21 protein-coding genes and 1 pseudogene are annotated in these 22,242 nt (G+C 72.4%); 8 read left to right on the forward strand and 14 right to left on the reverse strand.

Annotated features, from left to right (window positions below; all coding sequences use genetic code 11):
- The 3 genes and pseudogenes from ACIBQ1_RS47720 to ACIBQ1_RS47730 form a co-directional block, all read right to left on the reverse strand.
- Window positions 1–413, reverse strand: a pseudogene (locus ACIBQ1_RS47720) (DNA-directed RNA polymerase subunit beta); the annotation flags it as partial.
- Window positions 414–691: 278 nt separating this feature from the next.
- On the reverse strand, window positions 692–1,183 hold the full coding sequence (locus tag ACIBQ1_RS47725) for a 6-pyruvoyl trahydropterin synthase family protein (protein WP_397288132.1): 492 nt from the start codon (window positions 1,181–1,183) through the stop codon (window positions 692–694).
- Complete coding sequence (locus ACIBQ1_RS47730) at window positions 1,173–1,901, reverse strand: 7-cyano-7-deazaguanine synthase (protein ID WP_397288134.1); 729 nt, start codon at window positions 1,899–1,901, stop codon at window positions 1,173–1,175. Before ACIBQ1_RS47730 ends, ACIBQ1_RS47725 begins: the two co-directional genes overlap by 11 nt.
- Before the next feature lie 164 nt (window positions 1,902–2,065).
- On the opposite strand from ACIBQ1_RS47730, the gene ACIBQ1_RS47735 reads away from it, so the two are divergent.
- The gene (locus ACIBQ1_RS47735) at window positions 2,066–2,914 is read left to right on the forward strand and encodes a TauD/TfdA dioxygenase family protein (RefSeq protein ID WP_397288136.1); all 849 of its coding nucleotides are present in this window, start codon (window positions 2,066–2,068) and stop codon (window positions 2,912–2,914) included.
- Here ACIBQ1_RS47735 and ACIBQ1_RS47740 read toward each other — a convergent pair.
- From ACIBQ1_RS47740 to ACIBQ1_RS47770, 7 genes are all read right to left on the reverse strand, one after another.
- Window positions 2,898–3,761, reverse strand: a complete 864-nt coding sequence (locus tag ACIBQ1_RS47740; protein WP_397288138.1) for a helix-turn-helix transcriptional regulator — start codon at window positions 3,759–3,761, stop codon at window positions 2,898–2,900. The two genes, ACIBQ1_RS47735 and ACIBQ1_RS47740, sit on opposite strands and share 17 nt — an antisense overlap.
- Before the next feature lie 45 nt (window positions 3,762–3,806).
- Window positions 3,807–4,601: an SDR family oxidoreductase gene (locus ACIBQ1_RS47745; RefSeq protein WP_397288140.1), complete on the reverse strand. Its 795-nt coding sequence runs from the start codon at window positions 4,599–4,601 to the stop codon at window positions 3,807–3,809.
- A gap of 87 nt (window positions 4,602–4,688) precedes the next feature.
- A complete protein-coding gene (locus ACIBQ1_RS47750; protein WP_397288142.1) occupies window positions 4,689–5,060 on the reverse strand; it encodes a hypothetical protein in 372 nt (123 codons plus the stop codon).
- A 28-nt stretch (window positions 5,061–5,088) separates the two neighbouring features.
- Window positions 5,089–5,463: a roadblock/LC7 domain-containing protein gene (locus ACIBQ1_RS47755; protein ID WP_397288144.1), complete on the reverse strand. Its 375-nt coding sequence runs from the start codon at window positions 5,461–5,463 to the stop codon at window positions 5,089–5,091.
- 29 nt (window positions 5,464–5,492) lie between these two features.
- Window positions 5,493–6,419, reverse strand: coding sequence for a hypothetical protein (locus ACIBQ1_RS47760; protein WP_397288146.1), 927 nt, complete (start codon window positions 6,417–6,419; stop codon window positions 5,493–5,495).
- Window positions 6,420–6,422: 3 nt separating this feature from the next.
- Window positions 6,423–8,540, reverse strand: coding sequence for a hypothetical protein (locus ACIBQ1_RS47765; protein ID WP_397288148.1), 2,118 nt, complete (start codon window positions 8,538–8,540; stop codon window positions 6,423–6,425).
- Between the two features lie 18 nt (window positions 8,541–8,558).
- Window positions 8,559–8,804 carry a hypothetical protein gene (locus ACIBQ1_RS47770; protein ID WP_397288150.1) on the reverse strand — a complete coding sequence of 82 codons (246 nt, stop codon included), beginning with the start codon at window positions 8,802–8,804 and terminating at the stop codon, window positions 8,559–8,561.
- A 230-nt stretch (window positions 8,805–9,034) separates the two neighbouring features.
- Here ACIBQ1_RS47770 and ACIBQ1_RS47775 point away from each other — a divergent pair, with 230 nt between their 5' ends.
- Genes ACIBQ1_RS47775 through ACIBQ1_RS47790 form a run of 4 tightly spaced genes read left to right on the forward strand, consistent with a single transcriptional unit; the run spans window position 9,035 to window position 14,025 of the window.
- On the forward strand, window positions 9,035–9,769 hold the full coding sequence (locus ACIBQ1_RS47775; RefSeq protein WP_397288152.1) for a FadR/GntR family transcriptional regulator: 735 nt from the start codon (window positions 9,035–9,037) through the stop codon (window positions 9,767–9,769).
- Between the two features lies 1 nt (window position 9,770).
- The gene (locus ACIBQ1_RS47780) at window positions 9,771–10,574 is read left to right on the forward strand and encodes an SDR family oxidoreductase (RefSeq protein ID WP_397288154.1); all 804 of its coding nucleotides are present in this window, start codon (window positions 9,771–9,773) and stop codon (window positions 10,572–10,574) included.
- Entirely contained in the window at window positions 10,575–11,648 is a 1,074-nt protein-coding gene (locus ACIBQ1_RS47785) for an alcohol dehydrogenase catalytic domain-containing protein (protein WP_397288156.1), read from the forward strand.
- 58 nt (window positions 11,649–11,706) lie between these two features.
- Entirely contained in the window at window positions 11,707–14,025 is a 2,319-nt protein-coding gene (locus tag ACIBQ1_RS47790; RefSeq protein ID WP_397288158.1) for a glycoside hydrolase family 6 protein, read from the forward strand.
- A 21-nt stretch (window positions 14,026–14,046) separates the two neighbouring features.
- On the opposite strand, the gene ACIBQ1_RS47795 is transcribed toward ACIBQ1_RS47790, so the two are convergent.
- The 4 genes from ACIBQ1_RS47795 to ACIBQ1_RS47810 are packed head-to-tail and all read right to left on the reverse strand — an operon-like array spanning window position 14,047 to window position 18,106.
- Window positions 14,047–14,628, reverse strand: a complete 582-nt coding sequence (locus tag ACIBQ1_RS47795) for a GTP-binding protein (protein WP_397288160.1) — start codon at window positions 14,626–14,628, stop codon at window positions 14,047–14,049.
- Window positions 14,609–14,959 (reverse strand): DUF742 domain-containing protein, encoded by a 351-nt coding sequence (locus ACIBQ1_RS47800; protein ID WP_355389460.1) that lies wholly within the window; start codon window positions 14,957–14,959, stop codon window positions 14,609–14,611. The genes ACIBQ1_RS47795 and ACIBQ1_RS47800 overlap by 20 nt, the downstream gene beginning before the upstream one ends.
- Window positions 14,956–15,381, reverse strand: coding sequence for a roadblock/LC7 domain-containing protein (locus ACIBQ1_RS47805; protein WP_397288162.1), 426 nt, complete (start codon window positions 15,379–15,381; stop codon window positions 14,956–14,958). Before ACIBQ1_RS47805 ends, ACIBQ1_RS47800 begins: the two co-directional genes overlap by 4 nt.
- Window positions 15,362–18,106: a nitrate- and nitrite sensing domain-containing protein gene (locus ACIBQ1_RS47810; RefSeq protein WP_397288164.1), complete on the reverse strand. Its 2,745-nt coding sequence runs from the start codon at window positions 18,104–18,106 to the stop codon at window positions 15,362–15,364. Before ACIBQ1_RS47810 ends, ACIBQ1_RS47805 begins: the two co-directional genes overlap by 20 nt.
- Before the next feature lie 361 nt (window positions 18,107–18,467).
- Here ACIBQ1_RS47810 and ACIBQ1_RS47815 point away from each other — a divergent pair, with 361 nt between their 5' ends.
- The 3 genes from ACIBQ1_RS47815 (at window position 18,468) to ACIBQ1_RS47825 (ending at window position 22,232) form a co-directional block, all read left to right on the forward strand.
- On the forward strand, window positions 18,468–18,593 hold the full coding sequence (locus ACIBQ1_RS47815; protein WP_397288167.1) for a hypothetical protein: 126 nt from the start codon (window positions 18,468–18,470) through the stop codon (window positions 18,591–18,593).
- Between the two features lie 70 nt (window positions 18,594–18,663).
- The gene (locus ACIBQ1_RS47820) at window positions 18,664–19,977 is read left to right on the forward strand and encodes a YcaO-like family protein (protein ID WP_397288169.1); all 1,314 of its coding nucleotides are present in this window, start codon (window positions 18,664–18,666) and stop codon (window positions 19,975–19,977) included.
- A gap of 83 nt (window positions 19,978–20,060) precedes the next feature.
- On the forward strand, window positions 20,061–22,232 hold the full coding sequence (locus ACIBQ1_RS47825) for an NACHT domain-containing protein (protein WP_397288171.1): 2,172 nt from the start codon (window positions 20,061–20,063) through the stop codon (window positions 22,230–22,232).
- Window positions 22,233–22,242 lie beyond the last annotated feature (10 nt).

Raw genomic sequence — 22,242 nt, forward strand, 5'->3', positions numbered from 1 at the left:
CCCATGAACACCGTCTGGCTCTTGATCTCACCGGTGGTGTTATTGATGAACTCCGCCGTCACGAACATCGGGGCGGAGAAGGTCATGTCCTTGTCCTTGCACTCCTCCACGGAGTACTTCGGCAGCTCGAACCGGTGGTCGCGGAACGACAAGGACATGGTCCCCGAGAAGTCCTCGATCGGACTGATCTCCTCGAAGATCTCTTCGAGGCCCGACTGAGTCGGGACGTCCTTGCGCCCGGCCTGGCGAGCCGCCTCCACCCGGGCCTTCCACTTCTCGTTTCCGAGCAGCCAGTCGAACGGCTCGGTCTGCGGGGCGAGAAGATTGGGAACTTCGAGGGGCTCCTGGATGCGCGAGAATGACACGCGATGGGGACCGGCGGGTACGGAGGGGGCGTTGCGCGAGGCTGCCAACAGATGTCCTTCCGGGAGCTAGCGGCGACGTAACGCGCACATGCCAAACGCCCCGGAAGTCACCAGGACATGAGGCGCCAAAAGGCAGCGCGGAATGGCAGCATAGACGAAGAAGGAAACGGATGACAACACTTATTTAGGCTGTCAACCTTCGCTCCCGCCCCAGGATGCCATAGGCCCGCGCGCATCGTCAACTTTCGCGCGCCGCCGCCCGGTCCGCCGCCATGGGCGCGGCGGGCTCTGGCGCGTACCCGACCATGATGACGCCACGGCCACGTTCACGCACCTCTGACCGGGTCGGCGGCCGGCGGCAGGGTGACAGGCATCGCCCCGGCCCGCGGCAGGAACTCCGCGGAGTTGACGTGGGTCTCGGTCACCTTCACCCCGGCCACGGCGGCGCCGGCGGCCTGCGGCAGGCCGTCCAGCAGGCCCTGCGCGGCCCTGGCCAGCATCACCGCCACCGCCTCGACCGTGGGATAGGGCAGGTCCTTGGCGTACGGGTGCTCCCCGAACAGAAACACCTTGCTGCCGTGGGCCACCAGCAGCGAGGCCAGCGGGTCGTCGATCCCCAGCATGGCGCCATGGTCGAGGTGGTCGTCGACGAAGGCCCGCAGCGCCTTCTTGAACGCGCCGAACTCCACCACGGTGTGCTCGTCACTCAACTGGGCCGCCCGCACCGTGACCTCGGCCCACCACGAGTGGCCGTGCAGGTTCAGGCACTTGCCCGCCAGGTGCGGGAGCCGGTGCGCGGTCTCGAAGTTATGTCGCACACAGATCTGATGCGCCATCACTGGCCTCGCCTTCGTAGACGGTCGGGTCGGGCGCTCCGCTCAGCCTGAAGGCGTCCCTGCGTGACACGCACGCCAGGCACACGCCGCACTGGAGCGGGCCGTCGAGGTAGCAGGTCCAGCTCTTGTCCATCGGCGCGTCCAGGCGCAGGCCGTAGGAGACGACGTCCTCCTTGAGCAGGCCGAGGAAGGGCGTCTCGACGCGGGGCAGGTGGAATCCGCGGGCGCCGAGGCGGATCATCTCGCGGTAGGCGTCGAAGAAGTCGGGCCTGCCGTCGGGCATCGGATAGCCCTCCGAGGTGTGGTGGATGCCGAGCGCCACGACGTCGGCGCGGCGGGCCATCGCGACGGCCACGGCCATGTCGGCGATGAAGGCGTTGCGGTTGGGGATCGTGATGGAGCGCAGGGCGGCGCCGGTGGGCACGAGGGTCGGCACGTCCCGCGCCCGGTCGGTGAGCGAGCAGCCGGTCAGCAGGGGGCCGAGGCCGGTCACCGTGATCGTGTGGTGCTCGGCCTCCAGGTGGGCCGCCACCTCGCGGGCGGCCGCCAGCTCCCGCGGGCCGTGGCGCTGGCCGTAGTCGAACGAGATCAGCAGCAGGCGGTGGGTTGCGCGGTAGTGGGCCGCCAGCACCGTGGAGTCCAGCCCGCCGGAGAAGACCACCACGGCCAGCGGCGGGACGACCTCGGACGCGGAACTCATCGCACTCCTCACCGGCCAGGGAGTATTGCCGAACGTAACGCTATATCACTGTCCGTAAATGACTGGTGAGGTCTGGTTCGAGTCTTCGGCTTGGCGTGAACGAGCCCGGCGAGCAGGGGGTATCGCCTCGCCAGACGTGTCGAACACCGAAGGCGGGCGTGCCCATGTCCATCTCATCGTCCATCTCAACGTCCATCTCATCGCCATCCGATCCGACCATCGACGTCCGGCGGCAGGAGCCGTTCGGCGCGCGGCTGCCGGGCGGCGGCGCGCGCCTCGACGCCCTGCCGCCGGACCGGCTCCTGGACCTGGTCGCCGAGCATCACCTGGTCGTGCTGCGGGGCTTCACGGGGGCCGCGACCGACGAGGAGTTCGAGGAGTTCGCCGGCCGGCTGGGCGAGCCGGTGGCCTGGAAGGGCAGCCGGACGTTCCACGTGGAGGCGCACGCCGAGCCGGAGGATCACCTCTTCGAGACGGGGTTCATGCCCATCCACTGGGACGGCCTCTACATGAACGGCGAGAGCACGCCGGACCTGCAGATCTTCCAGTGCCTGCTGGCCACCGACCCGGCCGTGGGCGGGGCGACGCTGTTCTGCGACACGACGCTGGTCCTGGCCGACGCCGGCCCGGAGACGCGGGCCCTGTGGGAGGGCCTGACGTTCCGCTACGAACGGCCCACGGACGGCGGCGAGGTGGTGACGCGCGAGGTGCCGCTCGTCGTCCCCCATCCGCGCCGCGGCCATCCGACCCTGAGGTTCTCCGAGCCCGTCCCGGAGGGCGTCGTCATCATCAACCCGACCACCACCACCCTGCCGAGCCCGCCGGAGGGGCACGACGCCGCGCGGATCATCGAGGGGATCCGCCGGGCGCTCTACGACCCCCGGCACATGTACGCCCACCGCTGGCAGGCCGGCGACGTCGTGATCGCCGACAACGGGACCCTGCTGCACACCCGCGAGCCGTACCCGCCCGGGGTGCCCAGGAAGCTCCGCCGGGTCACGACGCGGCTGTAGGCACGGAGGCGGCCAGGTCGAGCAGGACCATCGCGTCGTGGTCGGGCGTGCCGGGTTCGGCGTAGTAGGCGACCAGGCGGTGGCCGGAGGTGCCCTCCAGCTGCATGGACTGGTAGCCGAGGGTGAGATCGCCGACGTCCGGGTGGTGGAAGGTCTTGCGGTCGTGGGTGTGCGCCCGCACGTCGTAGCGCTCCCACAGGCGGGCGAACTCCGGGCTCTTGGACAGCAGCTCGTCCACCAGCTCGGCCAGGTCGGGGGCGTCCGGCTCGGTGCCGGCCAGGGCGCGCAGGCGGCCGACGCAGGCCCTGATCTGCTCGTCCCAGTCGTCGAACAGGTCCGGGGCGTCGGGGTGCAGGAAGACGTAACGGACCACGTTCCGCTGCTCGACCGGCCACTTGTCCATCCCGGCGAACAGCCGCCGCCCGCTCGGGTTGCAGGCGAGCACGTCCGTGGTGCGGCTGACCACGTGCGCGGGGTTGGGCCGCAGGCTCTCCAGGAGCAGCCTGATCCCGGGCTGCACCGACCGGCTGGGCGCGGGCGACGGCTCGGGCGCGGGGCGGGCGGCGCACGCGGCGAGGTCGCGCAGGTGCTCGTGCTCGCGCTCGTCCAGCAGGAGCGCGCGGGCGAGCGCGTCGACGACGGACGGGCTGGGGCGGGTCTCCTTGCCGCGCTCCAGGCGCGTGTAGTAGTCGATGCTGACCCCGGCCAGGGTGGCCAGCTCCTCGCGGCGCAGCCCGGGAGTCCGCCGCAGCCCGGGACCGGCCGTGAGACCGGCCTCGGCGGGGGTCACTCGCGCGCGATGGGCCCGCAGGAAACGCCCCAGCTCACTGCCAGTTCTAGGTCCCATATATGCCAGTGTGGCAGGCCCGTCACGGCATTTCGGACACCCCCCTCAGAGCGACAGGTCGGGCAGTCCCAGGTCGAGGTTGGGCCGGTCGATCCCGCCGTCCACCTCGAGCACCTTGCCCGTCACGTACGCGGCGGCCGGGGAGACCAGGTAGAGCACGGCCGCCGCGACGTCCTCCGGCTCGCCGATCCGCCGCAGCGGCGTGGCCTGCTCCATCCGGGTGCGCAGGCCCTCGTCGTTCATGACGATGTCGAGCGCGGAGGTGGCGACGGCGCCGACGGCGACCGCGTTGACCCGGACGGCGGGGGCCAGGTCGAGCGCGGCCAGCCGGGTGTAGTGCGCCAGGGCCGCCTTGGCGGTGCCGTAGGCCAGGTAGCCGCGGCCCGCCACGCGGCCCACGGCGGAGGAGACGTTCACGACCGCGCCGCCACCCGCCTTCAGCAGGTGCGGGACGGCGGCCCTGGTCAGCTCGTGCGCCACACCGACGTTGAACTGGAACGCGTTCTCAAGATGCTTCCGTTTCGTGTCGAGGAAGGCGCGGGGCAGCGCGCCGCCCACGTTGTTGACCACCACGTCCAGGCGGCCGAAGGCGGCCGCGGCCCGCTCCGCGAGGTCCTCGGCGGCCCCCGGGAGGGTCAGGTCGGCGGGGACGGCCAGAACCCGCCTGCCGGCCCGCTCCACCTGCTCGGCGACGGCCCGGAGCTGGTCCTCCGTACGGGCGCAGATCGCGACGTCCGCGCCGGCCTGGGCGAGGGCGACGGCGGTGGCCGCGCCGATGCCCCGGCCCGCGCCGGTCACCACGGCGGCGGCGCCGCCGATCCGGAATCGGTCCAGGATCATGACCTCACCCTAGAAACAAACTGCAACCTGTTTCAATACCGTGGGTGGCCCGCGGCCGGGCGGGGACGGGCCACCCCGGGGTCCCGATCAGACCTCCAGCTTCTCCTCGATGCCCCGGAGCTGGTGCCGGGACAGGGCCAGGTTGGCGCGCGCACGGTCGAGCGCGAGGTAGAGGAACAGCCCCTTCCCCCCGCGCCCCGTGATCGGCCGGATGATGTGGTACTGGCCGCCCAGCGTGATGAGGACGTCCTCGATGCTCTCCTTGAGACCGAGCGAGTCCATCGTGCGGAGCTTGGCCTTGACCACCTCCGTGTTGCCCGCGGCGGCGACTTGGAGGTCCAGGTCTTTGGAGCCGCCGAGGGTGCCGAGGGCCATGCCGCTGCCGTAATCGACGATCGCCGCTCCGATCGCGCCGTCGATCGTCATCATCTCCTTGAGAGAGACGTCCATGCTTGCCATTGCGTCCTTCCTTTCCGTCTAGGACGGTTCAGTGCTTGCGTGCTGCGACGGCGGCCACTCCGGCGGCCGTCTTCCTGCCCTCCAGCCGCAGCAGCCCGACGTTCGCGCCGGGCTTGGCCAGGACTGTGAGGACGATGGTGGGGCCGGCGGCGTAGAAGGCCACGAAGCCGGCGCTGCCCGAGATGAGCGTCTCCTCCAGCGCGCCGTGGCCGGTCATGGTCAACATCCGCCTGCTCATCGCGAGCAGCGCCGCCGACAGCGCCGCGGCCTGCTCGCCGCGGTCTCCTTCGAGGTCACAGGCGATCTGAATGCCGTCCACGGTGCAGGCGACGCTTCCGCTCACGTCCGGCGTGCGCTCGCGCAGGAGCGTCATTTCCTCCAGAACCTCTTTTCGCAGCTCCACCGGTGGCCTCCTCCTGAGTACGGGGAACCTCACGCCAGCTCCTCGAGCGCCTTCTTCAACCGCATCAGCAGTGCCAGATCGGTCGGATCCCCCGTGGTGGGCGGGCCGATCGGCTGGGCCACCGCCCCGGGGTCGTGGGGCGGGGCCCCGTAGGGGTGCCGCGCCCGCTTCGGCAGCCCGGCGGCCTCCTCGGAGGGTTCGGCGGCCTTCTGCCGCTTGTCCCCCGGGGCGGTACGACCGGGACCGGGCAGGGCGGCGCGGGCCGGGCCTGGCGAAGTGGCACGGGCCGCCTCCGGCGGGGTGACCGGGACCAGGTCGGGCGGGACGAGCAGGCCCGCGGCGGCCAGCCTCCTGACCGCGAGCAGCACCGCGTACCCCGACCGGCCGAGCTGCCTGGCCAGCTCCAGCGGCGTGGCCTTGTGGTCGGCCCCGACGATCACCTCCCACTGGACCCGGCTCAGCGTCACCCCCTGTCCCGGCAGCCACGCCGTCGGACGCACCGGCAGCATGTCCACGTCCGCGTACGGCCAGATCTCGGCGAGGTGCGCCCGCCGCCGCGCGCACTCCCGCACCAGCCCCGCCACGTCGAAGAACCACTGCCCGCCCAGCCAGTGCTGCTCCCCCGGCCGGAACTTGGGCCGCGCCCCGCTGATCGGCAGCAGGAAGAAGGCCGCGTCCAGGACCACGCCCAGCACCGCGAACTGCAGCTCGCCGGGCGTGAGCGGCCCCTCCTCCAGGAGCCGCGCGCAGCCGCCGTCCGCCTGGAGCCCGCGCAGCGCCGCCTCCGTCATGCGGCCCCTCGCCGTGAGCAGGCGCTCGACGCCCGGGGTCTGGGCGCACTCCATGTACGTCACGCGCCCGTCATGGAGGAAGATCGTGCCGTTCCTGCCGAGCCGGAGTGCGCCCGTCGAGCGCTCGTGCGCCAGCCCCGCCAGGAGTGCGTCGAGCTTGGTCATGGCTCACGTCGTCAGCTGGCTGGAGACCGACCGCAGGCGGTGGCGGGCGAGGGCCAAGTTGGATCGTTCCAGGTCAAGGCGTACGTAGATGACCAGCGGCCCCTCGAAGACCGTCTCAAGCGGCCTGAGCAGATGATGACCTTTGTCCGTGGTGACGAGCATGTCGTCGATGCGTACGACCTCGCCCGGGCAGACGCGGGTGAGGCCGTCGGTCGTGGCCCGCAGCGCCTCCGTCAGGGCGGCGGCCGACCGGTCGGCGTCCACCCCCGAGGCGCTGCTGAAGGCCACCGCCATGCCGCTGGTGTGGTCGAGCAGCATGGCGTCCAGCGCCCCCGGTATGGACATGACCTCCGCCAGGCAGGTGTCGATTCCGAGCACGAGATCCCCCTCGCCGTAAGTGGAACGGGGACAGCGTAGGGAAGTTATGAATCCCGCTGAAGTGCCGCATAATCCTGCGGTTACGCTTTTATGCGGCCAAGGCGCAGAAAACCAATACTCATGCGCACAGTTCTGATATTTATGAAAATTTCTCGCCCAGGTGGCCCGGGCCGTGACCGACACGGCGGCGAACCTCGCCCGCCCGGTGCCCGTGCTGGTCTGCAGGCCGACGAAGCTGGCGGCGGGGATCAGGGTGGGATCGACGACGGACAGGACGAGCCGGTCGTCGTCGTACAGGTCCAGTCGCGAGCCGTCGAGGGCGAACCGGAGGCGGTGCGGCTCTCCGGCCTTGATGTCGGAGGCGGACCCGACGCCGGCGAGCTTGGTGTTCGCGCCCTTGACCATCACGCCGATGGCGTACTTCTGCCCCCACGACGCGATGCCCGCGTAGTAGTAGCCGTCGCGGCCGGTGGCGCGGGCGAGCAGGACGTTGTCCCGGTCCGCGACCCGTTCGCTGATCGGCGTGATCGAGGCCGAGATCGCGTAGTCCAGGGCGTCGATCCGCACGTTGCCCTGCAACGTCTGCGGGTGCCCCTCCGGGGCGTCGCCCCGCGACATCGCGTACCCGTCGCCGGCCTCGAACGACGCCCCGCCGGGCACGAACCAGGCCTGCGTCATGCACCATTTGGCCGGGTCGACGGCCCGTAGACGCTCGTTCCAGACGGCGAGGTTGATGGTCTCGTTCCAGCCGGGACGGTTGTTCTTGGTGTTGTAGTAGAGGTACTGCCTGCCCTCGTGCTCGACGACGAACTGGCGGTAGATCATCCCGTCCTCGGGGCCTCCGGCGGGGCCGAGGTCGAGCTGCATGGCGTCGCGGTCGAGCCGCCAGGTGACGCCGTCCCGGGAGGTCAGGCGGCCGCCTCTGGACGGATAGTCCGCCTGCCAGCCGACGATGCGCGTCTCGTAGCCGCCGTCGCGGAGCTTGCGGACGTTCGGGCCGCCCACGCCCAGCGACGCCCAGCCGCCGTCGTCCATGGGGCGGATGACGGGGTTTCCCGGGTGCTTCGTCCAGGGACCGGCCGGTGTGCGCGCGGTCGCGTAGCAGATGTACTCGGGTTCGCCGCCCGCGGAGGCGATCTTCCCGGCCGTGTACCACATCTTCCACAGGCGCGCGGTCCGGTCGTACAGGAGGGAGGAGTTGTAGATCCAGCGGTCCTCCCACGGCATGGTCGAGGTCAGCACGACGCCGTGCTTCTCCCACGGCCCGGCCGGGTCCTTCGCCGTGGCGTAGTGGATCTGGCCGTTCCCGTCGCCGGCCACGCCGAAGTACGTCATGTGCCAGACGCCGTCCTTGTGGACGACGCTGGGCTGGTTGAGCGCGTTGCTCTCGGACGGAAGGGTCGGCGTCAGCACGGGCTCGGCGGCCTTGGTCCACCGGCGGCCGTCCTCGCTGGTCGCGTATCCCACGGCGTGCAGCGACCCGTACCACATCTTGAACAGCGGCCCGCCGCCCTCGCCGTAGACCAGGCACGGGTCCTGCAGCAGCGTGCTCTCCCATGGCAGCGACCGGCTCATGATCACGCCCTGCCGCTCCCACCCGGCGATCTCCCCGAAGTCGTCACGCAGCACGGCTCTCTCCCTCGGCTCCTGCGCGGGCGGGGGCCCGGCCTCCGCTCCGAGCGCGGCGCCCGTGAGGGCTCCGGCGCCGCGGACGAGGAGGGCGCGCCTGTTCAGTCCGGTCATTCCGGCCTCCTGACATCGTCACTGCTCGCCGACGGGGATGACGGCGCCCTGCGCGTCCAGCGAGGCGGCGGCCGCCATGACCACTTCGAGGTCCTTCAGCCCTTCGCGTCCGGGCACGCGGGGCTCGGTGCCGTCGCGGACGGCGTCGAGCCAGTCGTCCACGATCGACCTGTGGCTGTCGTAGTAGTTCTCGCCGGCCTGCCGTCGCGGGCCGTCGGGCGTCCAGATCGCGCATCCGCCGTCGTGCCCCTCGTAGTCGACCACCACGTCAAGCCGGCCGCCCGTCGGTGACGACGGCGTCGGGCTCCCGGCCGGTCCCGGCGCCGAGCCGTCCGGTGACCAGGACCCCGACCAGGGCGGCTGCTCAGCATGCTGGCGATCTCCTCGGTGTCATGTGCCGGGTGTCGTCCACGGGGCATCCCACCAAAGCTGTTATATGATGTGTTTAATCACACTTTTTAGGGGTTGTCGATGAGTCCCCGAAGGAGTCGCGGATGACGAGCATCGGAGCACCGGGCGCGCGGCCGGGGGGCCTGCACGCGCAGCTCGTGGACGCGCTCGGGCGCAGGATCGCGCACGGCGACCTCCCCGTGGGCAGCCTCGTCTCCCCCGAACGGGTCGAGTCCGAGTACGAGGTGTCCCGGACGGTCGTGCGCGAGGCTCTGCGCTCGCTGGAGGTGCTCGGCATGGTCCGCCCGCGCCACAAGGTCGGCACCACCGTCCAGCCCCAGGAGAGCTGGGCGCTGCTCAACCCCCAGGTCATCGCCTGGCGGGCGGACGGCCCCGACGCCGACACCCAGCTCGGCGAGCTGCTGACGCTGCGCGAGGCCCTGGAGCCCGCCGCCGCCAGGATCGCGGCGCTGGGCGCCCAGCAGGCCCTCGTGGACACGCTCCGCGAGCACCTGCGGGGCATGCGCGACGCCTACGAACGCCGCAGCCGCTCCGCGTTCGTGTCGGCCGACACCGGCTTCCACCGGACGGTCCTGCGGGGCGCGGACAACGCGGTCCTGAGCCAGCTCGTGCAGACCCTCATCGCCACCCTGCACGCCCGCTACTCCGACCGCCGCGAGTTCTTCACCGCCGACACCGCCGCCTCGCTGGACCGGCACGAGCAGGTGGTCGAGGCCATCGCGGCCATGGACCCGGCGGCGGCGGAGGCCGCGGCCGCCTCGCTCGTCCGCGCCTCACGCGTCGAGGTTCTCGGCTCCGCACCAGCATGGGAGGGATGACGTGCCCGTCCAGACCGCTCCAGGCGTTCCGTCGTTCGACCTGACCGGCAGGCTCGCCCTGGTCACCGGCTCGGGTCGCGGCATCGGGCACGCCATCGCGCGGGGCTACGCGCTGTCGGGGGCGCGCGTCGTGCTCAACGGCCGCGACGCGGCGCGCCTCAACACGGCGGCCGCGGCCCTGCGCGAGGAGCTCGCCCCCGGTCGTCCGCCCGGCGACGTCCAGGTCAGCGTGTTCGACGTGACCGACCCGGCGGAGGTGGAGCAGTCCTGCGAGGACGTCGTCGCCGCGTACGGCTGTCCGGACATCCTCGTCAACAACGCCGGCGTGCAGATCCGCGGCCCCCTGACCGAGATCCCGGTCGACGACTGGAAACGCGTGGTCGACGTCAACCTCACCAGCGGCTTCCTCGTCGGCCGCGCCTTCGCGCGCCACATGCTCCTCCGGGGCAGCGGCAAGATCATCAATGTCTGCTCGGTCCAGAACCACCTGGTGCGCGCCACCACCGCTCCCTACGCGGCCGCGAAGAGCGGGCTCGGCGGGCTCACGCGGGCGATGTGCGCCGAATGGGCGTCCGCCGGCCTCCAGGTCAACGGCCTGGCCCCCGGCTACATCGACACCGACCTGAACGCGTCCCTGGTCGCCGACCCCGGCTTCAGCGGCTGGATCACGCGGCGCACGCCCGCGGCGCGCTGGGGCCACGTCGAGGACGTCGTCGGCCCCGCCGTCTGGCTCGCCTCGACAGCGTCCGACTTCGTCAACGGCCAGGTCATATACGTCGACGGCGGCATGACGGCGGTGATCTGAATGGACGTGAAGACCCTCGTCGTCACCGGCCCCGGGCACCTGACGATCGAAACCCGGACCATCCCGGCGCCGCGACCGCACGAAGCCGTCGTCACGGTCGTCCACGGCGGGATCTGCGGCTCCGACCTCCACTACTACCGGAGCGGCCGGGTGGGCGAGGCTGTCCTCCGCTCCCCCATGGTCCTGGGGCACGAGGTGGTCGGCGTCGTCGCCGAGCCGGCCGCCGACGGATCGGGACCGGCGCCGGGCAGCCGCGTCGCCGTGCACCCGGCCCAGGTGTGCGGCCGCTGCGGCCACTGCCTGCGCGGCGAACAGCACCTTTGCGCGGACCTGCGCTATCTGGGCAGCGCCGCGCGGACGCCGCACACGGACGGCGGCTTCGCCGAGCGTCTCGTCGTGCCCGCGAGCCGCCTCGTGCCGATCCCCGACGGGCTCGCCATGCGGACGGCGGCGCTCGCCGAGCCCGCCTCGGTGGCGCTGCACGGTCTGCGCCGGCTCGGCCGCGGCGTCAAGAGCGGCGTCAAGAGCGGCGTCGAGAGCGGCGTCGAGAGCGGCGTCGAGGGCCGCGACGTCCTCGTGACCGGTGCCGGGCCCATCGGCCTCCTGACCGCCGCGCTGGCCGCCGCCGCGGGCGCGGCCTCGGTCACGGCGACCGACGTCTTCGACGAGCCCCTCCGGCTGGCGCTCCAGGTGGGGGCGACCCACGTCGTCCGGGTGGGCGGGGGCGAGCCCATCCCCGCCGCCGACGTCGCGATCGAGTCCTCCGGCTCCCAGGCCGGGCTCGTCTCGGCCATCGAGGCGCTGCGCCCGGGCGGGACCCTCGTCAGCGTGGGGCACCTGCCCCCGGGCGGGGTCACCGCGCCGCTGCACCTCGCCGTCACCCGCGAGCTGGCCCTGTTGGGGTCGAGCCGCTTCTACCACGAGATGCCGGCCGCGCTGTCGATCATGAGCCGGGGCGCCGAGCGGTTCGCGCCCATCGTCACGTCCGTCTTCGGGCTCGACGCGGCGGTGGCGGCGTTCGAGGAGGCGGCCGACGCCCGGCGGTCGAGCAAGGTCCTGCTCGCGTTCACCTGAACCCCGGTGCCGCCCCGGACGTACCTCCTGTCGACTGTCGGGTCGGGATGGGCGGGCGATGGCGAACGGCACCAAGCATGGCGAGGCGGTGGACAGGCGGACCGGCGACGACCCCCGGCGGATCGGCGGCCACCGCATCCTGCGCCGACTCGGATCGGGCGGGATGGGCATCGTCTACCTCGCGAAGAGCCGGTCGCGACGGCTCGTCGCGATCAAGGTGATCCACCGGCACCTCGCCGGTGACCCGGAGTTCCGGCGGCGCTTCCGCCGCGAGGTGGCGACCATGCAGCGGGTCGCCCCCTTCTCGACGGCCTCCGTGCTCACCGCCGACCTGGACGGCGAGACGGCGTACGTCGTCACCGAGTACGTGCCGGGGCCGACGCTGTTCCGCGCGGTCGTGGAGCAGGGCCCGATGTCGGGCTCGGAGCTCGAAGGACTGGCCATGAGCACGGCGGTAGCGCTGTGGGCCATCCACGCGGCCGGCGTCGTCCACCGCGACCTCAAGCCGTCGAACGTGCTGCTGTCCCCCGTGGGCCCGAAGGTCATCGACTTCGGCCTGGCTTTCGTGGCCGACTCGACGACGCTCTCCGTCACCAGGATGGGCACGCCGGCGTACATGTCGCCCGAGCAGGTGCGCGGGCAGGCGTCACCGGCCTCCGACGTCTTCGCCTGGGGCGGCGTCATGGCCTTCGCCGCGAGCGGGCGGCCGCCGTTCGGCTCGGGGGCGGGTCACGACGTGCTCTACCGGGTGGTCCACGACGAGCCCGTGCTCCCCGAGCTGGGCGGCGTGCTCGGCCAGTTGGTGACGCGGGCGCTGAGCAAGAACCCGGCGGCCCGCCCGACGGCGGCCGAGCTCGTGGACGCGCTCGCCGGGGGCGCGACGATCCGCCTCCCGCCCGATTTCGCCCCCGCAGCACCCCCTGCCGGCCCCCCAGCGCGCGGCCGGTTCCCCTACGAGCACCGGGCGCCGCGCCTGACCGCCACCGCCTCGGGCGACAGCCAGGTTCACGCCATCCCCGAGCAAGGCCACGCCGCCCTCCCGCTCCGGGGCCGCCCAGCCCCGGACCGGAGCGGCACCGCCCCGAACCAGGGCCGCACCGCCCCGGACCGAAGCCGCACCGCCCCGGCGCACAGGGGGCGGACACGGGTCGCGTCCAGGCGCTGGGGGTGGGGCGCCGCCGCGGTGGCCGCCCTCGCCGCGGCGACGGCGGCCGTGTACCTGCTCCCCGGCGTGCCGGCCGTCGATCGAGCCGTGAGCCCCGCCGTCGACCCCGCCGTCGCGAAGGCCGTCACGAAGGAGGCGGGCGCGCTCTGGCGGGAGCTCCCCGGCGAGAACCCGCTGCGCGCGGACGGCGTGCGCTTCTACGTGCAGCCGGACACCGACGCGGCCCGCCAGGCACGCACGTGGTCAGTGCAGGGCAGGACGACCGACGCCGCCCTCATGCGGGCGCTGTCGCAGGTCCCCCAGGCGATATGGCTCGCCGGCGGCTCCACCGCCGACGTCTCCCGCACCGTACGCGAGGCGGTCGCCCAGGCCGAAGGCCGCCGGACCGTCCCGGTGTTCGTCACCAACAACATCCCGGGACGCGACTGCTGGAACGGCGGCGCCCCGGACACCGCGAGCTACCGGGCGTGGATCGACGCGGTGGCCGAGGGCATCGGGAACCGCCCCGCGGTCGTCGCCCTGGAGCCCAGCGGCCTGGCGCGCATGCCCGGCGGCCCGGAGTGCCCGCAGGGCGGGGAGGCCGCCTCCGTCCAGCGGTACGGCGATCTCTCGTACGCCGTGGAGACCCTGACCGGCCTGGCCCGCACCGCCGTGTACCTCGACGGCGGGCTGGCCGGGTGGCCCGGGTTCACGCAGATGGCCGACCGGCTGGTCAACGCGGGGGCGGTCCGCGCCGACGGCTTCTACGTCAACGTCGTCGGCTACCGCCCGACCCAGCGGTCGCTCGCGTACGGGGCGAAGCTCTCCAAATGCGTCTACCTGAGGGCGGCGTCGCCGACCACCTCGTGCGCCGACGCGGCCCTGGCCGCCGTACCGGACGACACGCCCGGCCTGCCGCACTTCGTCGTCGACACCAGCCGGAACGGGACGGGCGAGTGGCAACCGCCCGCCGGCCGCTTCCCGGCACCCGACGAATGGTGCAATCCCCCCGGCAGAGGCGCGGGTGCCCGGCCGTCCGCCGGCACCGGCAAGCCGCTGGCCGACGCGTTCCTCTGGCTCAACAGCCCGGGCTTCTCCAACGGCCAGTGCACCCGGGGCACCTCCGGACCGGCCGACCCGGTGTACGGCATCGTCACCCCGGCCTCCGGCCAGTGGTGGCCCGACCAGGCCCTCGACCGGGCACGCAACGCCGTCCCCCCGCTCACGCCCTGAGCCTCCGGAACGTTCCCCGGATCAGCGGCCTTCCACCGCGTACTTCACCAGCGTGGTGAGCACCTCCTTGACCGACGCGCGGTCGCGGACGTCGCACAGCACGATCGGGATGCTCTCGTTCAGCGCGAGCGCCCGCCGCACCTTGGCCGGGTCGTGGCGGCGGGCCCCGTCGAAGCAGTTCACGGCGACCACGAACGGGACGCCGCGCTGCTCGAAGTAGTCCACCGCGGGGAAGCAGTCGCCGAGCCGGCGCGTGTCGGCGAGCACGACGGCGCCGAGCGCGCCGAGGGCCAGTTCGTCCCACATGAACCAGAAGCGGTCCTGCCCGGGGGTGCCGAACAGGTACAGCCACAGCCCCTCGCGGATGGTGATGCGGCCGAAGTCCAGCGCGACCGTGGTAGTGATCTTGGACTCCACGCCCGAGATGTCGTCCACCCCGATGCCCCGCTCGCTCAGCAGCTCCTCGGTGTGCAGCGGCCGGATCTCGCTGATCGTGCCGACCAGGGTGGTCTTGCCGACTCCGAAGCCGCCCGCGATGAGGATCTTGATGGCCAAGGCCGAGGCGACCGCGGTCGTCCCCGGCTCAGAGGCTGCGTAGTCCATGCAGCACTTCCCTGTAGATGCGTTCGTCGATCGTCTGCGCCGCGGGGCGCGGGCGCTCGATGGTGACAAGGCCCTCGCGCCGCAGATCGCCCAGGATCACCCGGGTGATGTTGATCGGCAGCCTGAGGTGCGCCGCGACGTCCGCCACCGGCGTGGGCTTCCGGCACAGCGACAGCACGGCGCGGTGCTCCGGGAGCAGCTCCGCGGGCTCGTAGGAGCCGGTGACCGTCGTGACGATGGCCACCAGGTCGAACGCCTCGCCCTGCGGACGCGCCCGGCCCCCGGTCAGGCCGAAGAGCCGGAGCAGCGGCCCGGGATCCTCCCCGGTCACGGTCTTGCGCCGTTCCAGGCGGGTGCCGGTGCCGCTCCCCTCGGCTGCGCGGAGAGGTGCTCGCCGACCCGCTTGACCATGAGCGCCATCTCGTACGTGACCATGCCCAGCTCGGCGTCGCCCGTGGCGAGCACGGCCAGCCGGGCGCCCTGGCCGGCCGCGGTGACGAACAGGAAGCCCTCCTCCATCTCGATGATCGTCTGCCGTACGCCGCCCAGGCCGAAGTGGCGGCCGGCGCCCATGGCGAGGCTGTGGCTGCCGGCGGAGATGGCGGACAGGTGCTCGGCGTCCTCCCGGGTCAGGCCCCGGGAGCCGCCCATGGCCAGCCCGTCGGCGGACAGCACGATGGCGTGCCGGATGCCGGGGACGCGCTGGGTGAGGTCGTCCAGCAGCCAGCTCAGTTCACTTCTGGGGTCGGGCATCGGGATGGTCGTCCTTTCGGTTCCACACGTCTTGTCCCTGCTCTGCTTGGCGGCGGCCCTGCTGCCAGCCGCGTTGCATGGACGACATGAGCTGTGCGAGCTCCTCCGGCGAGCGCGCCGAGGCGCTGCGCCGGTCCGCGCGTCTGGCGGAGCGGAGCTGGGGAGCCAGGCTGGCCTGCGGTATCCGCATGGGCAGCCCGTCGAGGTCTTCGTCCGCCTCCTCGGCCGGCACCGTGACGCTCCACTCCGCGGGCGGACCGGGCGGACCGGCGGGGCCTGGGACGAGCGTCGGAATCCGAATCGGCCCGGTGGCAGGCCCGTCCCCGGCCCCAATTCCGGAGTCGCTTCCGAACTCGCTTCCGAACTCGCTTCCGGACTCGCTTCCTGGCCCGTCCGCGAGCCCGCTCGAAGGCCCGTCCGCGAGCACCAGCCCGTCGGATGGCGCGTCCGTGAGTGATGCCCCGTCCATGAGTCCGTTCGCGGACTCGTCCGCGAGCCCGCTCGCGGGTCCGCCGGAAGGCGTGCCCACGAGCCCGTTCGCGGAGCCGTTCGCGGAGCCGTTCACGGAGCCGTTAACGGGCCCCCTCGGAGGTGCGGTCGCCGGTCCGGCCTCGAACCAGGTCGCGCGCTCCGGCTCCGGGGCGCGGGCGGGCGCGTCCGGCCCCGTGGGCGGGAAGGATTCCGTGGGCGGGAGCAGCTCCGTGGACGGGAAGGGGTCCGGAGCCACGGCCACCCCTCGGGAACGGGGCTCGGCGGGCCCGGTGCCGAGGGCGCGCATGGGCCTGCCCACGCGCGTGGCCATGACGCGGTCCCCGGCGGGCACGACGGCCGGCGGCTGGGCGTGAACGAGCAGGGAGACCGGCAGCAGCACGATCGCGGTGGTCCCGTCGTACGGCGAGCGCCGCAGCGAGACCTTGATCCCGTGCCGGGCCGCGAGCCTGGACACCACGAACAGGCCGAGCCGGTCGCTGTCGGCCAGGTCGAACTCCGGCGGCTCGGCCAGCCTGGCGTTGATGTCGTCGAGGGTGGAGTGGTTCAGCCCCAGGCCCCGGTCCTCCACCTCCAGCGCGAACCCGTTGGCCGCCGTCATGCTGCGGATGTGCACGGTCGTGTCGGGCGGCGAGAAGACGGTGGCGTTCTCCACCAGCTCGGCGACCAGGTGGATCACGTCGGTGACGGCGGGGCCGACCAGCAGCGGGGCGTTCGGCATCGGCACGACGGTGACGCGGGTGTAGTCCTCGACCTCCAGCCCCGCCGCGCGTACGACGTCGAACAGCGGCACGGGGTCGCGCCAGCGGCGCGCGGGGGCGGAGTCGGACAGGATGATCAGGTTCTCGGCGTGCCGCCGCATGCGGGTGGTCAGGTGGTCGAGCTTGAACAGGTCCTCCAGGACCTCCGGCTCCTCGACCCGGCGTTCCATGGTGTCGAGCAGCGTGAGCTGGCGGTGGAGCAGCGCCTGGTTGCGCCGGGCCAGGTTGAGGAAGACCAGGCCGACGCCCTTGCGCAGGGTCGCCTGGCCCACCGCCGCCTCGACCGCCGTGCGCCGTACCGCGGAGAAGGCGTGCACCACCCGGTCGACCTCGGCGGTGTCGGCGCGGCCGAGGCCGGGCGCCTCGGTGGCCGGGTCCACGTCGTCGCCACGGCGCAGCCGCTCGACCAGGCGGGGCAGCCGCCTCTCGGCGAGTTCCACGGCCGACTCCTGCAGCCGGCTGAGCTCGGTGATCAGCGAGCGGCCGAACCGGTACGACAGCGCCACCGACGCGACCACCGCGGCCAGGCCCAGGAGCAGGACCAGGCCGATCCGCCAGTACGCCCCGGACTTCTGAGCCTGGGCCTCCTCCGCGGTGCGGGCCAGCTCCGTCTGCGTGTCGCGGCTGATCGCGCCGAAGATGGCGTCGGCGTCCCGCTTCCACACGGTGGGGTCCACGGGCGGCGCGCCGCCGCTGGTGTCCCAGCCGAACAGCAGGTCCTCCGTGTCCACCAGCCGCTTGAACGACGCGCTGGCGACCAGCCGGTCGTAGTTCGCCCGCAGTTCGGGGCCCACGTCGCGCTCGGCGTTGGCGAAGACGAGCCGGCGGCTGGTCATCGCGGAGACGAACGCGGCCCGGTCCCTGGGGGACATCTTGCGGTTCACGATCGTGGTGGTGAGCACGGCATGCTCGCGGGCCAGGTACTCGGCCGCGGCGCTGTAGGCCGCCATGCCGCGCACCGCCCGGTAGGCCGAGACGTCGCTCAGCGCGTCGCGGTCGCTGAACTGCCCGTTCACGACGCTGATCAGGTTGTTGTACGCCTCGATGATGGTCAGCGGCGGGGCCAGCACGCCGCCGTCGGCGGAATCGCGCAGCGACTGCAGCCCGTCGAGCGCCTGCACCAGCGCCCGCACCTCGACCGGGGTCTCCTCGTCCGCCGCCCCGACGTCCACGGCGCCGATGACCTCGCGCAGGCGCTTGGCCTTGCCGTCGGTGACCCGCCGCTGCTCGACCAGCGGCTCGTACGAGGAGGTGCCGCGGACCGCCTCGGCCGACAGCTGGCGTTCGCGCTGTAACTCGACGATCAGCTGCAGCACCGGCGACCCGATGCCCTCCCAGCGGTCCTGCGCCTGGGAGACCGTGACGATCTCCTCAGCGCTGGAGTAGGCGATGAACCCCCACAGGGCGACCATGGAGACCAGCGGAAGCAGGAGAATCCTGAGCAGCTTGGTACGGATCGGCGGGGGCGAGCTCATCCATCATGTCCAATTCCGCGCACCGGATATGCGCCGCTGGGCAGTCGCGAACCGGCACTACCCCGAAGATCGTCCGCCACGACTGGCACGCCTGTGGTGCGTCCACTATGCCGACGGGGCAGATGTACTTCAAGGTACGGATGCGAAGAAACATCACGAATGGCGGGTTGACTCTTTGTCAGCATACGGTTCGTGATCGTAACCGGCCGCCCCCTCACGCAAAGTGACGATCTTGGAACAGGCGAGTACCCACCCCGAACCCCAGCCATGCCCCCAAAAATGTAAATAAGTCAACAAATAGCCTTTCTAGGCCTTTGTCGAGATGGCGCTACAATTAACACGAAAAGGAGGGGGGAGGCTCATGGGAAATGTCGTGGACTATATCGTGGCCGAGTCGCTGGATCGCGAGAGCCAGCACCTGACCCAGGCCGAACTCGACCGGCTCGGCGAACTGCTGTCCGCCACGACCGGCGATGGCAGCCGGTAGGCCGCGTCGATTTCCGAAATCCCCGCGACGGGCGGGGCGGCCGCGCTGCGCGGCCGAACGCGCGGTGCCGGTGGACGAGGCCGGGAGGCGGGCGTCCGCGGCGCTGACCGCGCTCGGCCTGCGGGCTGAGCTCGTGGACACGGGTGACGGCCGCGACCCGACCGCCTGGTGGTGCCGCCTGCTCGGCGGCGCGGCGGACGTCTCGCCGGTCGCGTCCGGGATGGGCAAAGGACATCCGGACGAGGCCCGCGTGGGCGCGCTGTTCGAGGCCGTCGAGCACTACCTCACCGGCCCGGCCGGGTTCGACCCCGCCGCCGTGCGGCCCGCCGCGCCCGCCGCGCTCGCGACGGGGCCGCTGCGCGGGGACGCTTGCGCCCTGCTGCTGACCGGCACGCCCGGACGGCGGATGGCCTGCCTGCGCTACCGCCCTCTCGGCGGGCCGGCCCTCCCCCTCGGCCGAGCCGACGCGCTCGTGCCGCTCTTCCTGTCCGCCCCCTGGTACGTCGAGACCGGCGCCGCGCCGCTGCGCGAGCTGGCCGGGGACGATTGCGACTACGCCCACCTGGTGCGCTACAGCTGCAACAGCGGCTCGGCCGTCGGCGTCACCGCCGCCGAGGCGCTGCTGCACGCCCTCAACGAGGCGATCGAGCGGGACGCCCTGTCCCTGCTCCTCGTACGCGCCTTCCTGGGCGGGGACGGGTTCCGGCCCAGGCTGATCGACCCGCGCACGCTGCCGCACGACCTCGCGCGGGCGTACGCGGCGGCGGAGGAGGTGAGCGGGTCACCGGTGCACCTGCTGGACATCACCAGTGACGTCGGCGTGCCGACGATGCTGGCGTACACGGCTCCCACCGCCCGCCATCCGCACCGGCGCGGCGGCGGGACCTCGCTGGACCCGGCCCACGCCGCCTGGCGCGCCCTCACGGAGCTCGTCCAGAGCGCGCTCGGCGAGGGCACAGGCGAGGGCTCAGGCGGGGGCACAGGCGAGGGCTCAGGCGGGGGCACAGGCGGCGCCGTACGCGGCGATCTGACCGGGCTGGCGGCGCACCCCGCGCTGCACGCCTGCGGCCGGTTCGACCTCACCGGCCCTCTGCGCGAGGCTCGGGTGATCCCCTTCCCGCGGCCCGCCGCCGCGGCCGGGCCGCCCGGCGGCCAGCTGCGGAAGGTGGCCGCGGCACTGGCCGCGCGGGGCCACCCGGCCTACCACCGCGTGGTGCGCGTCCTCCCCTGCGGGGTCACCGCCGTGCACGTGATCGTGCCGGACCTGGAGCGGTTCATGCTGGTCACCGACGGCAACCTCGTCCTGCCCGGCCGCAGGGGGCTGGCCGCCGCGGCCGGAGGGCTTTCCGAATCGATGCCACTCGATTGGCAGCCCCGTCAATGAGGTGAACGGTTTTTCCGGTTTATCGACCTTGCATGGAGAATTATCAGCCTCATTATGCTGTCAAATCCGCACATACTGGATATATGGCTGCACGATATTGGCAGAATCGCCAGGCCAAGATGTCGGTGGTGCTGGGCGTTCTACTCCTTGCCCTGGCCACCGTACTCCTGACCGTGGCCGGCCAATTGCCGAAGAGCTGGGGGATAACGGCCGGGTCCGCTCAGCTCATCGTGGCGGTGACCGGCGCGATCGGGCTGGGCAACGGCCTGGTGCAGTTCCTGTCCTGGTGGCGCAAGCGGGGCGCGACCGCCGCCGCGCCCACGTCCGCCGACGTCGCCACCGCGAAGGACGTCCTCTCCGGGCTGGTGACCCAGCAGTGGCGTGACGAGACGGTCCTGCGCTCCCTGTGCGATCCCGAGCCCATGCCGCTGCCCTGGCACTCGACCGAACGCCGCGAACTCGCCGACCGGCCCGAGATCATCGCCAAGGGCACCGTGGCCTTCCCCGGCCTGGACGTGCACATCGCGGACATGGCGCGCAACTTCCGCGCCCTGCGCTGCCGCCGCCTGGTCATCCTGGGCGGTCCGGGCACCGGGAAGACCACCCTGGCCGTGCAGCTCGTCCTCGAACTGTTGCGCACCCGGGAGCCCGCGGAGCCCGTACCGGTGCTGCTGTCGGCCGCACGCTGGGACGACCGCGTCCACGGACGGCTGCAGGACTGGGTGGCCGACAGCCTGGCGATGGACTATCCGGCGCTGCGCGCCGAGGGCCTCGGCACGGACATGCCGGAGACGCTCGTGGCCCGCGGCGAGGTGCTGCCCGTCATCGACGGGCTGGACGAGCTGCCCGACACCGCCCGCGCCGACATGCTGACCGCGCTGAACCGGTCGCTGTACGAGACCGACCAGCTCATCCTCACCTGCCGCACGGAGCAGTTCGCCGAGTCTGTCGAGGAGATCGGCGACGCCCTCACGGCGGCGGCGGTCATCGAGCCGCAGCCCATGTCCACCGAGGCGGCGGCCGGCTACCTGGAGGCATGCCTGCCTCCCGTGCCTCACTCCGCCTGGCCCCAGGTCCTGGAGGAGCTGCGCGAGGGCACCGCTCCGGCCCTGTCCGAGGTCACCTCGACGTCCATGGGGCTCTGGCTGGTCCGCGCCACCTACATCGCGCCGCGGGTGGACCCGGCGCCGCTGCTGGAGCTCGGGCACGGCAGCGCGGCCGAGCTGCACGACCACCTGTGCGACCAGCTCATCCCCGCCCTGGTGAGCACGCGCACGCCCGCCCCCGGGACGCCCCAGCCGTTCCGTCCGCAGCACGCGTGGACCCCGGAGCAGGTCGACCGCTGGCTCACGTACCTGTCCCGCCAGCTCGCGAGCAACGAGGAGGACCCGCGCGACGTGGCGTGGTGGCACCTGGCCCGCTACACCTCCAGCCGCACGGTCCGGTTCGGGGCCGCCATCGCGATCGGGGTCGCGGTCTGGCTGGCCTTCTGGGCGCTGACACGGGCGCCTTTCGTCAGCGCGATGGCCGGGCTGTTCTCCGCGCTCGTGGCCGAGACCTTGATCGGTTCCTGGTTCACCGAGTCGCCGGGCCACGCCGACTTCCACCTCCGCGGCCGGCTCGCCGAGCTCATGCCCGCCCTCCGCGACGGGCTGATCGTCGGAGCTCTGGGGGCCATCGTCGGCTGGCTCATGGCCTACGCGACAAACCCGCAGTCCGCCCTGAGATCCTCGGTGCAGCTCGGCGTGCTGTCCTTCGTCGGGTTCGTCTCCCTGCTCAGCCTGATCCGCTGGGTCGAGAGCCCCACCGCCGACCTGACGGCGAGATCCCCGCGCTCGACCTGGCAGGCCGACAGGAACCTGACCGTCATCCGGATCCTCGGCGGGCTCGTGGTCGGGCTCGCGGCGGCGGGCGTCCTGCTGTTCTCCGGGCTTCCCTCGACCGTGGCGGTCGTGGTCGGCCTGGCGCTGGGGCTGCTGTTCGGGCTCGTCCTGGGCCGCCACCACGCCTGGCTGGCCTACAAGCTGACGGTCCCCCGCCTGGCCGGCAAGGGGCGGCTGCCGCTGCGGGCGATGGACTTCCTGGACGACGCCCACCGCCTGGGCCTGCTGCGCACGGAGGGGCCGTACTACCAGTTCCGGCACATCGAGCTGCAGCGGCATCTCGCGGACGGGCGGCACACGGCGCCCGTGACCCCGCAGGTCAGGGTCGCTCCGCATAGGGGCGGCCCTGGTGGGCAGCACGGACGCATGTAGTCGCATCGGG

The sequence above is a fragment of the Nonomuraea sp. NPDC050153 genome (assembly GCF_044460125.1).
Taxonomy (GTDB): Bacteria; Actinomycetota; Actinomycetes; order Streptosporangiales; family Streptosporangiaceae; genus Nonomuraea.

What these genes read in the sequence shown, in the direction of transcription:
- ACIBQ1_RS47730 (WP_397288134.1), bottom strand. Translation starts at nt 1,901, where the DNA reads ATGAGTTCCGCGTCCGAGGTCGTCCCGCCGCTGGCCGTGGTGGTCTTC.
- ACIBQ1_RS47735 (WP_397288136.1), top strand. Translation starts at nt 2,066, where the DNA reads ATGTCCATCTCATCGTCCATCTCAACGTCCATCTCATCGCCATCCGAT.
- ACIBQ1_RS47740 (WP_397288138.1), bottom strand. Translation starts at nt 3,761, where the DNA reads ATGGGACCTAGAACTGGCAGTGAGCTGGGGCGTTTCCTGCGGGCCCAT.
- ACIBQ1_RS47745 (WP_397288140.1), bottom strand. Translation starts at nt 4,601, where the DNA reads ATGATCCTGGACCGATTCCGGATCGGCGGCGCCGCCGCCGTGGTGACC.
- ACIBQ1_RS47750 (WP_397288142.1), bottom strand. Translation starts at nt 5,060, where the DNA reads ATGGCAAGCATGGACGTCTCTCTCAAGGAGATGATGACGATCGACGGC.
- ACIBQ1_RS47760 (WP_397288146.1), bottom strand. Translation starts at nt 6,419, where the DNA reads ATGACCAAGCTCGACGCACTCCTGGCGGGGCTGGCGCACGAGCGCTCG.
- ACIBQ1_RS47765 (WP_397288148.1), bottom strand. Translation starts at nt 8,540, where the DNA reads ATGACCGGACTGAACAGGCGCGCCCTCCTCGTCCGCGGCGCCGGAGCC.
- ACIBQ1_RS47775 (WP_397288152.1), top strand. Translation starts at nt 9,035, where the DNA reads ATGACGAGCATCGGAGCACCGGGCGCGCGGCCGGGGGGCCTGCACGCG.
- ACIBQ1_RS47785 (WP_397288156.1), top strand. Translation starts at nt 10,575, where the DNA reads ATGGACGTGAAGACCCTCGTCGTCACCGGCCCCGGGCACCTGACGATC.
- ACIBQ1_RS47790 (WP_397288158.1), top strand. Translation starts at nt 11,707, where the DNA reads ATGGCGAACGGCACCAAGCATGGCGAGGCGGTGGACAGGCGGACCGGC.
- ACIBQ1_RS47795 (WP_397288160.1), bottom strand. Translation starts at nt 14,628, where the DNA reads ATGGACTACGCAGCCTCTGAGCCGGGGACGACCGCGGTCGCCTCGGCC.
- ACIBQ1_RS47805 (WP_397288162.1), bottom strand. Translation starts at nt 15,381, where the DNA reads ATGCCCGACCCCAGAAGTGAACTGAGCTGGCTGCTGGACGACCTCACC.
- ACIBQ1_RS47810 (WP_397288164.1), bottom strand. Translation starts at nt 18,106, where the DNA reads ATGAGCTCGCCCCCGCCGATCCGTACCAAGCTGCTCAGGATTCTCCTG.
- ACIBQ1_RS47815 (WP_397288167.1), top strand. Translation starts at nt 18,468, where the DNA reads ATGGGAAATGTCGTGGACTATATCGTGGCCGAGTCGCTGGATCGCGAG.
- ACIBQ1_RS47825 (WP_397288171.1), top strand. Translation starts at nt 20,061, where the DNA reads ATGGCTGCACGATATTGGCAGAATCGCCAGGCCAAGATGTCGGTGGTG.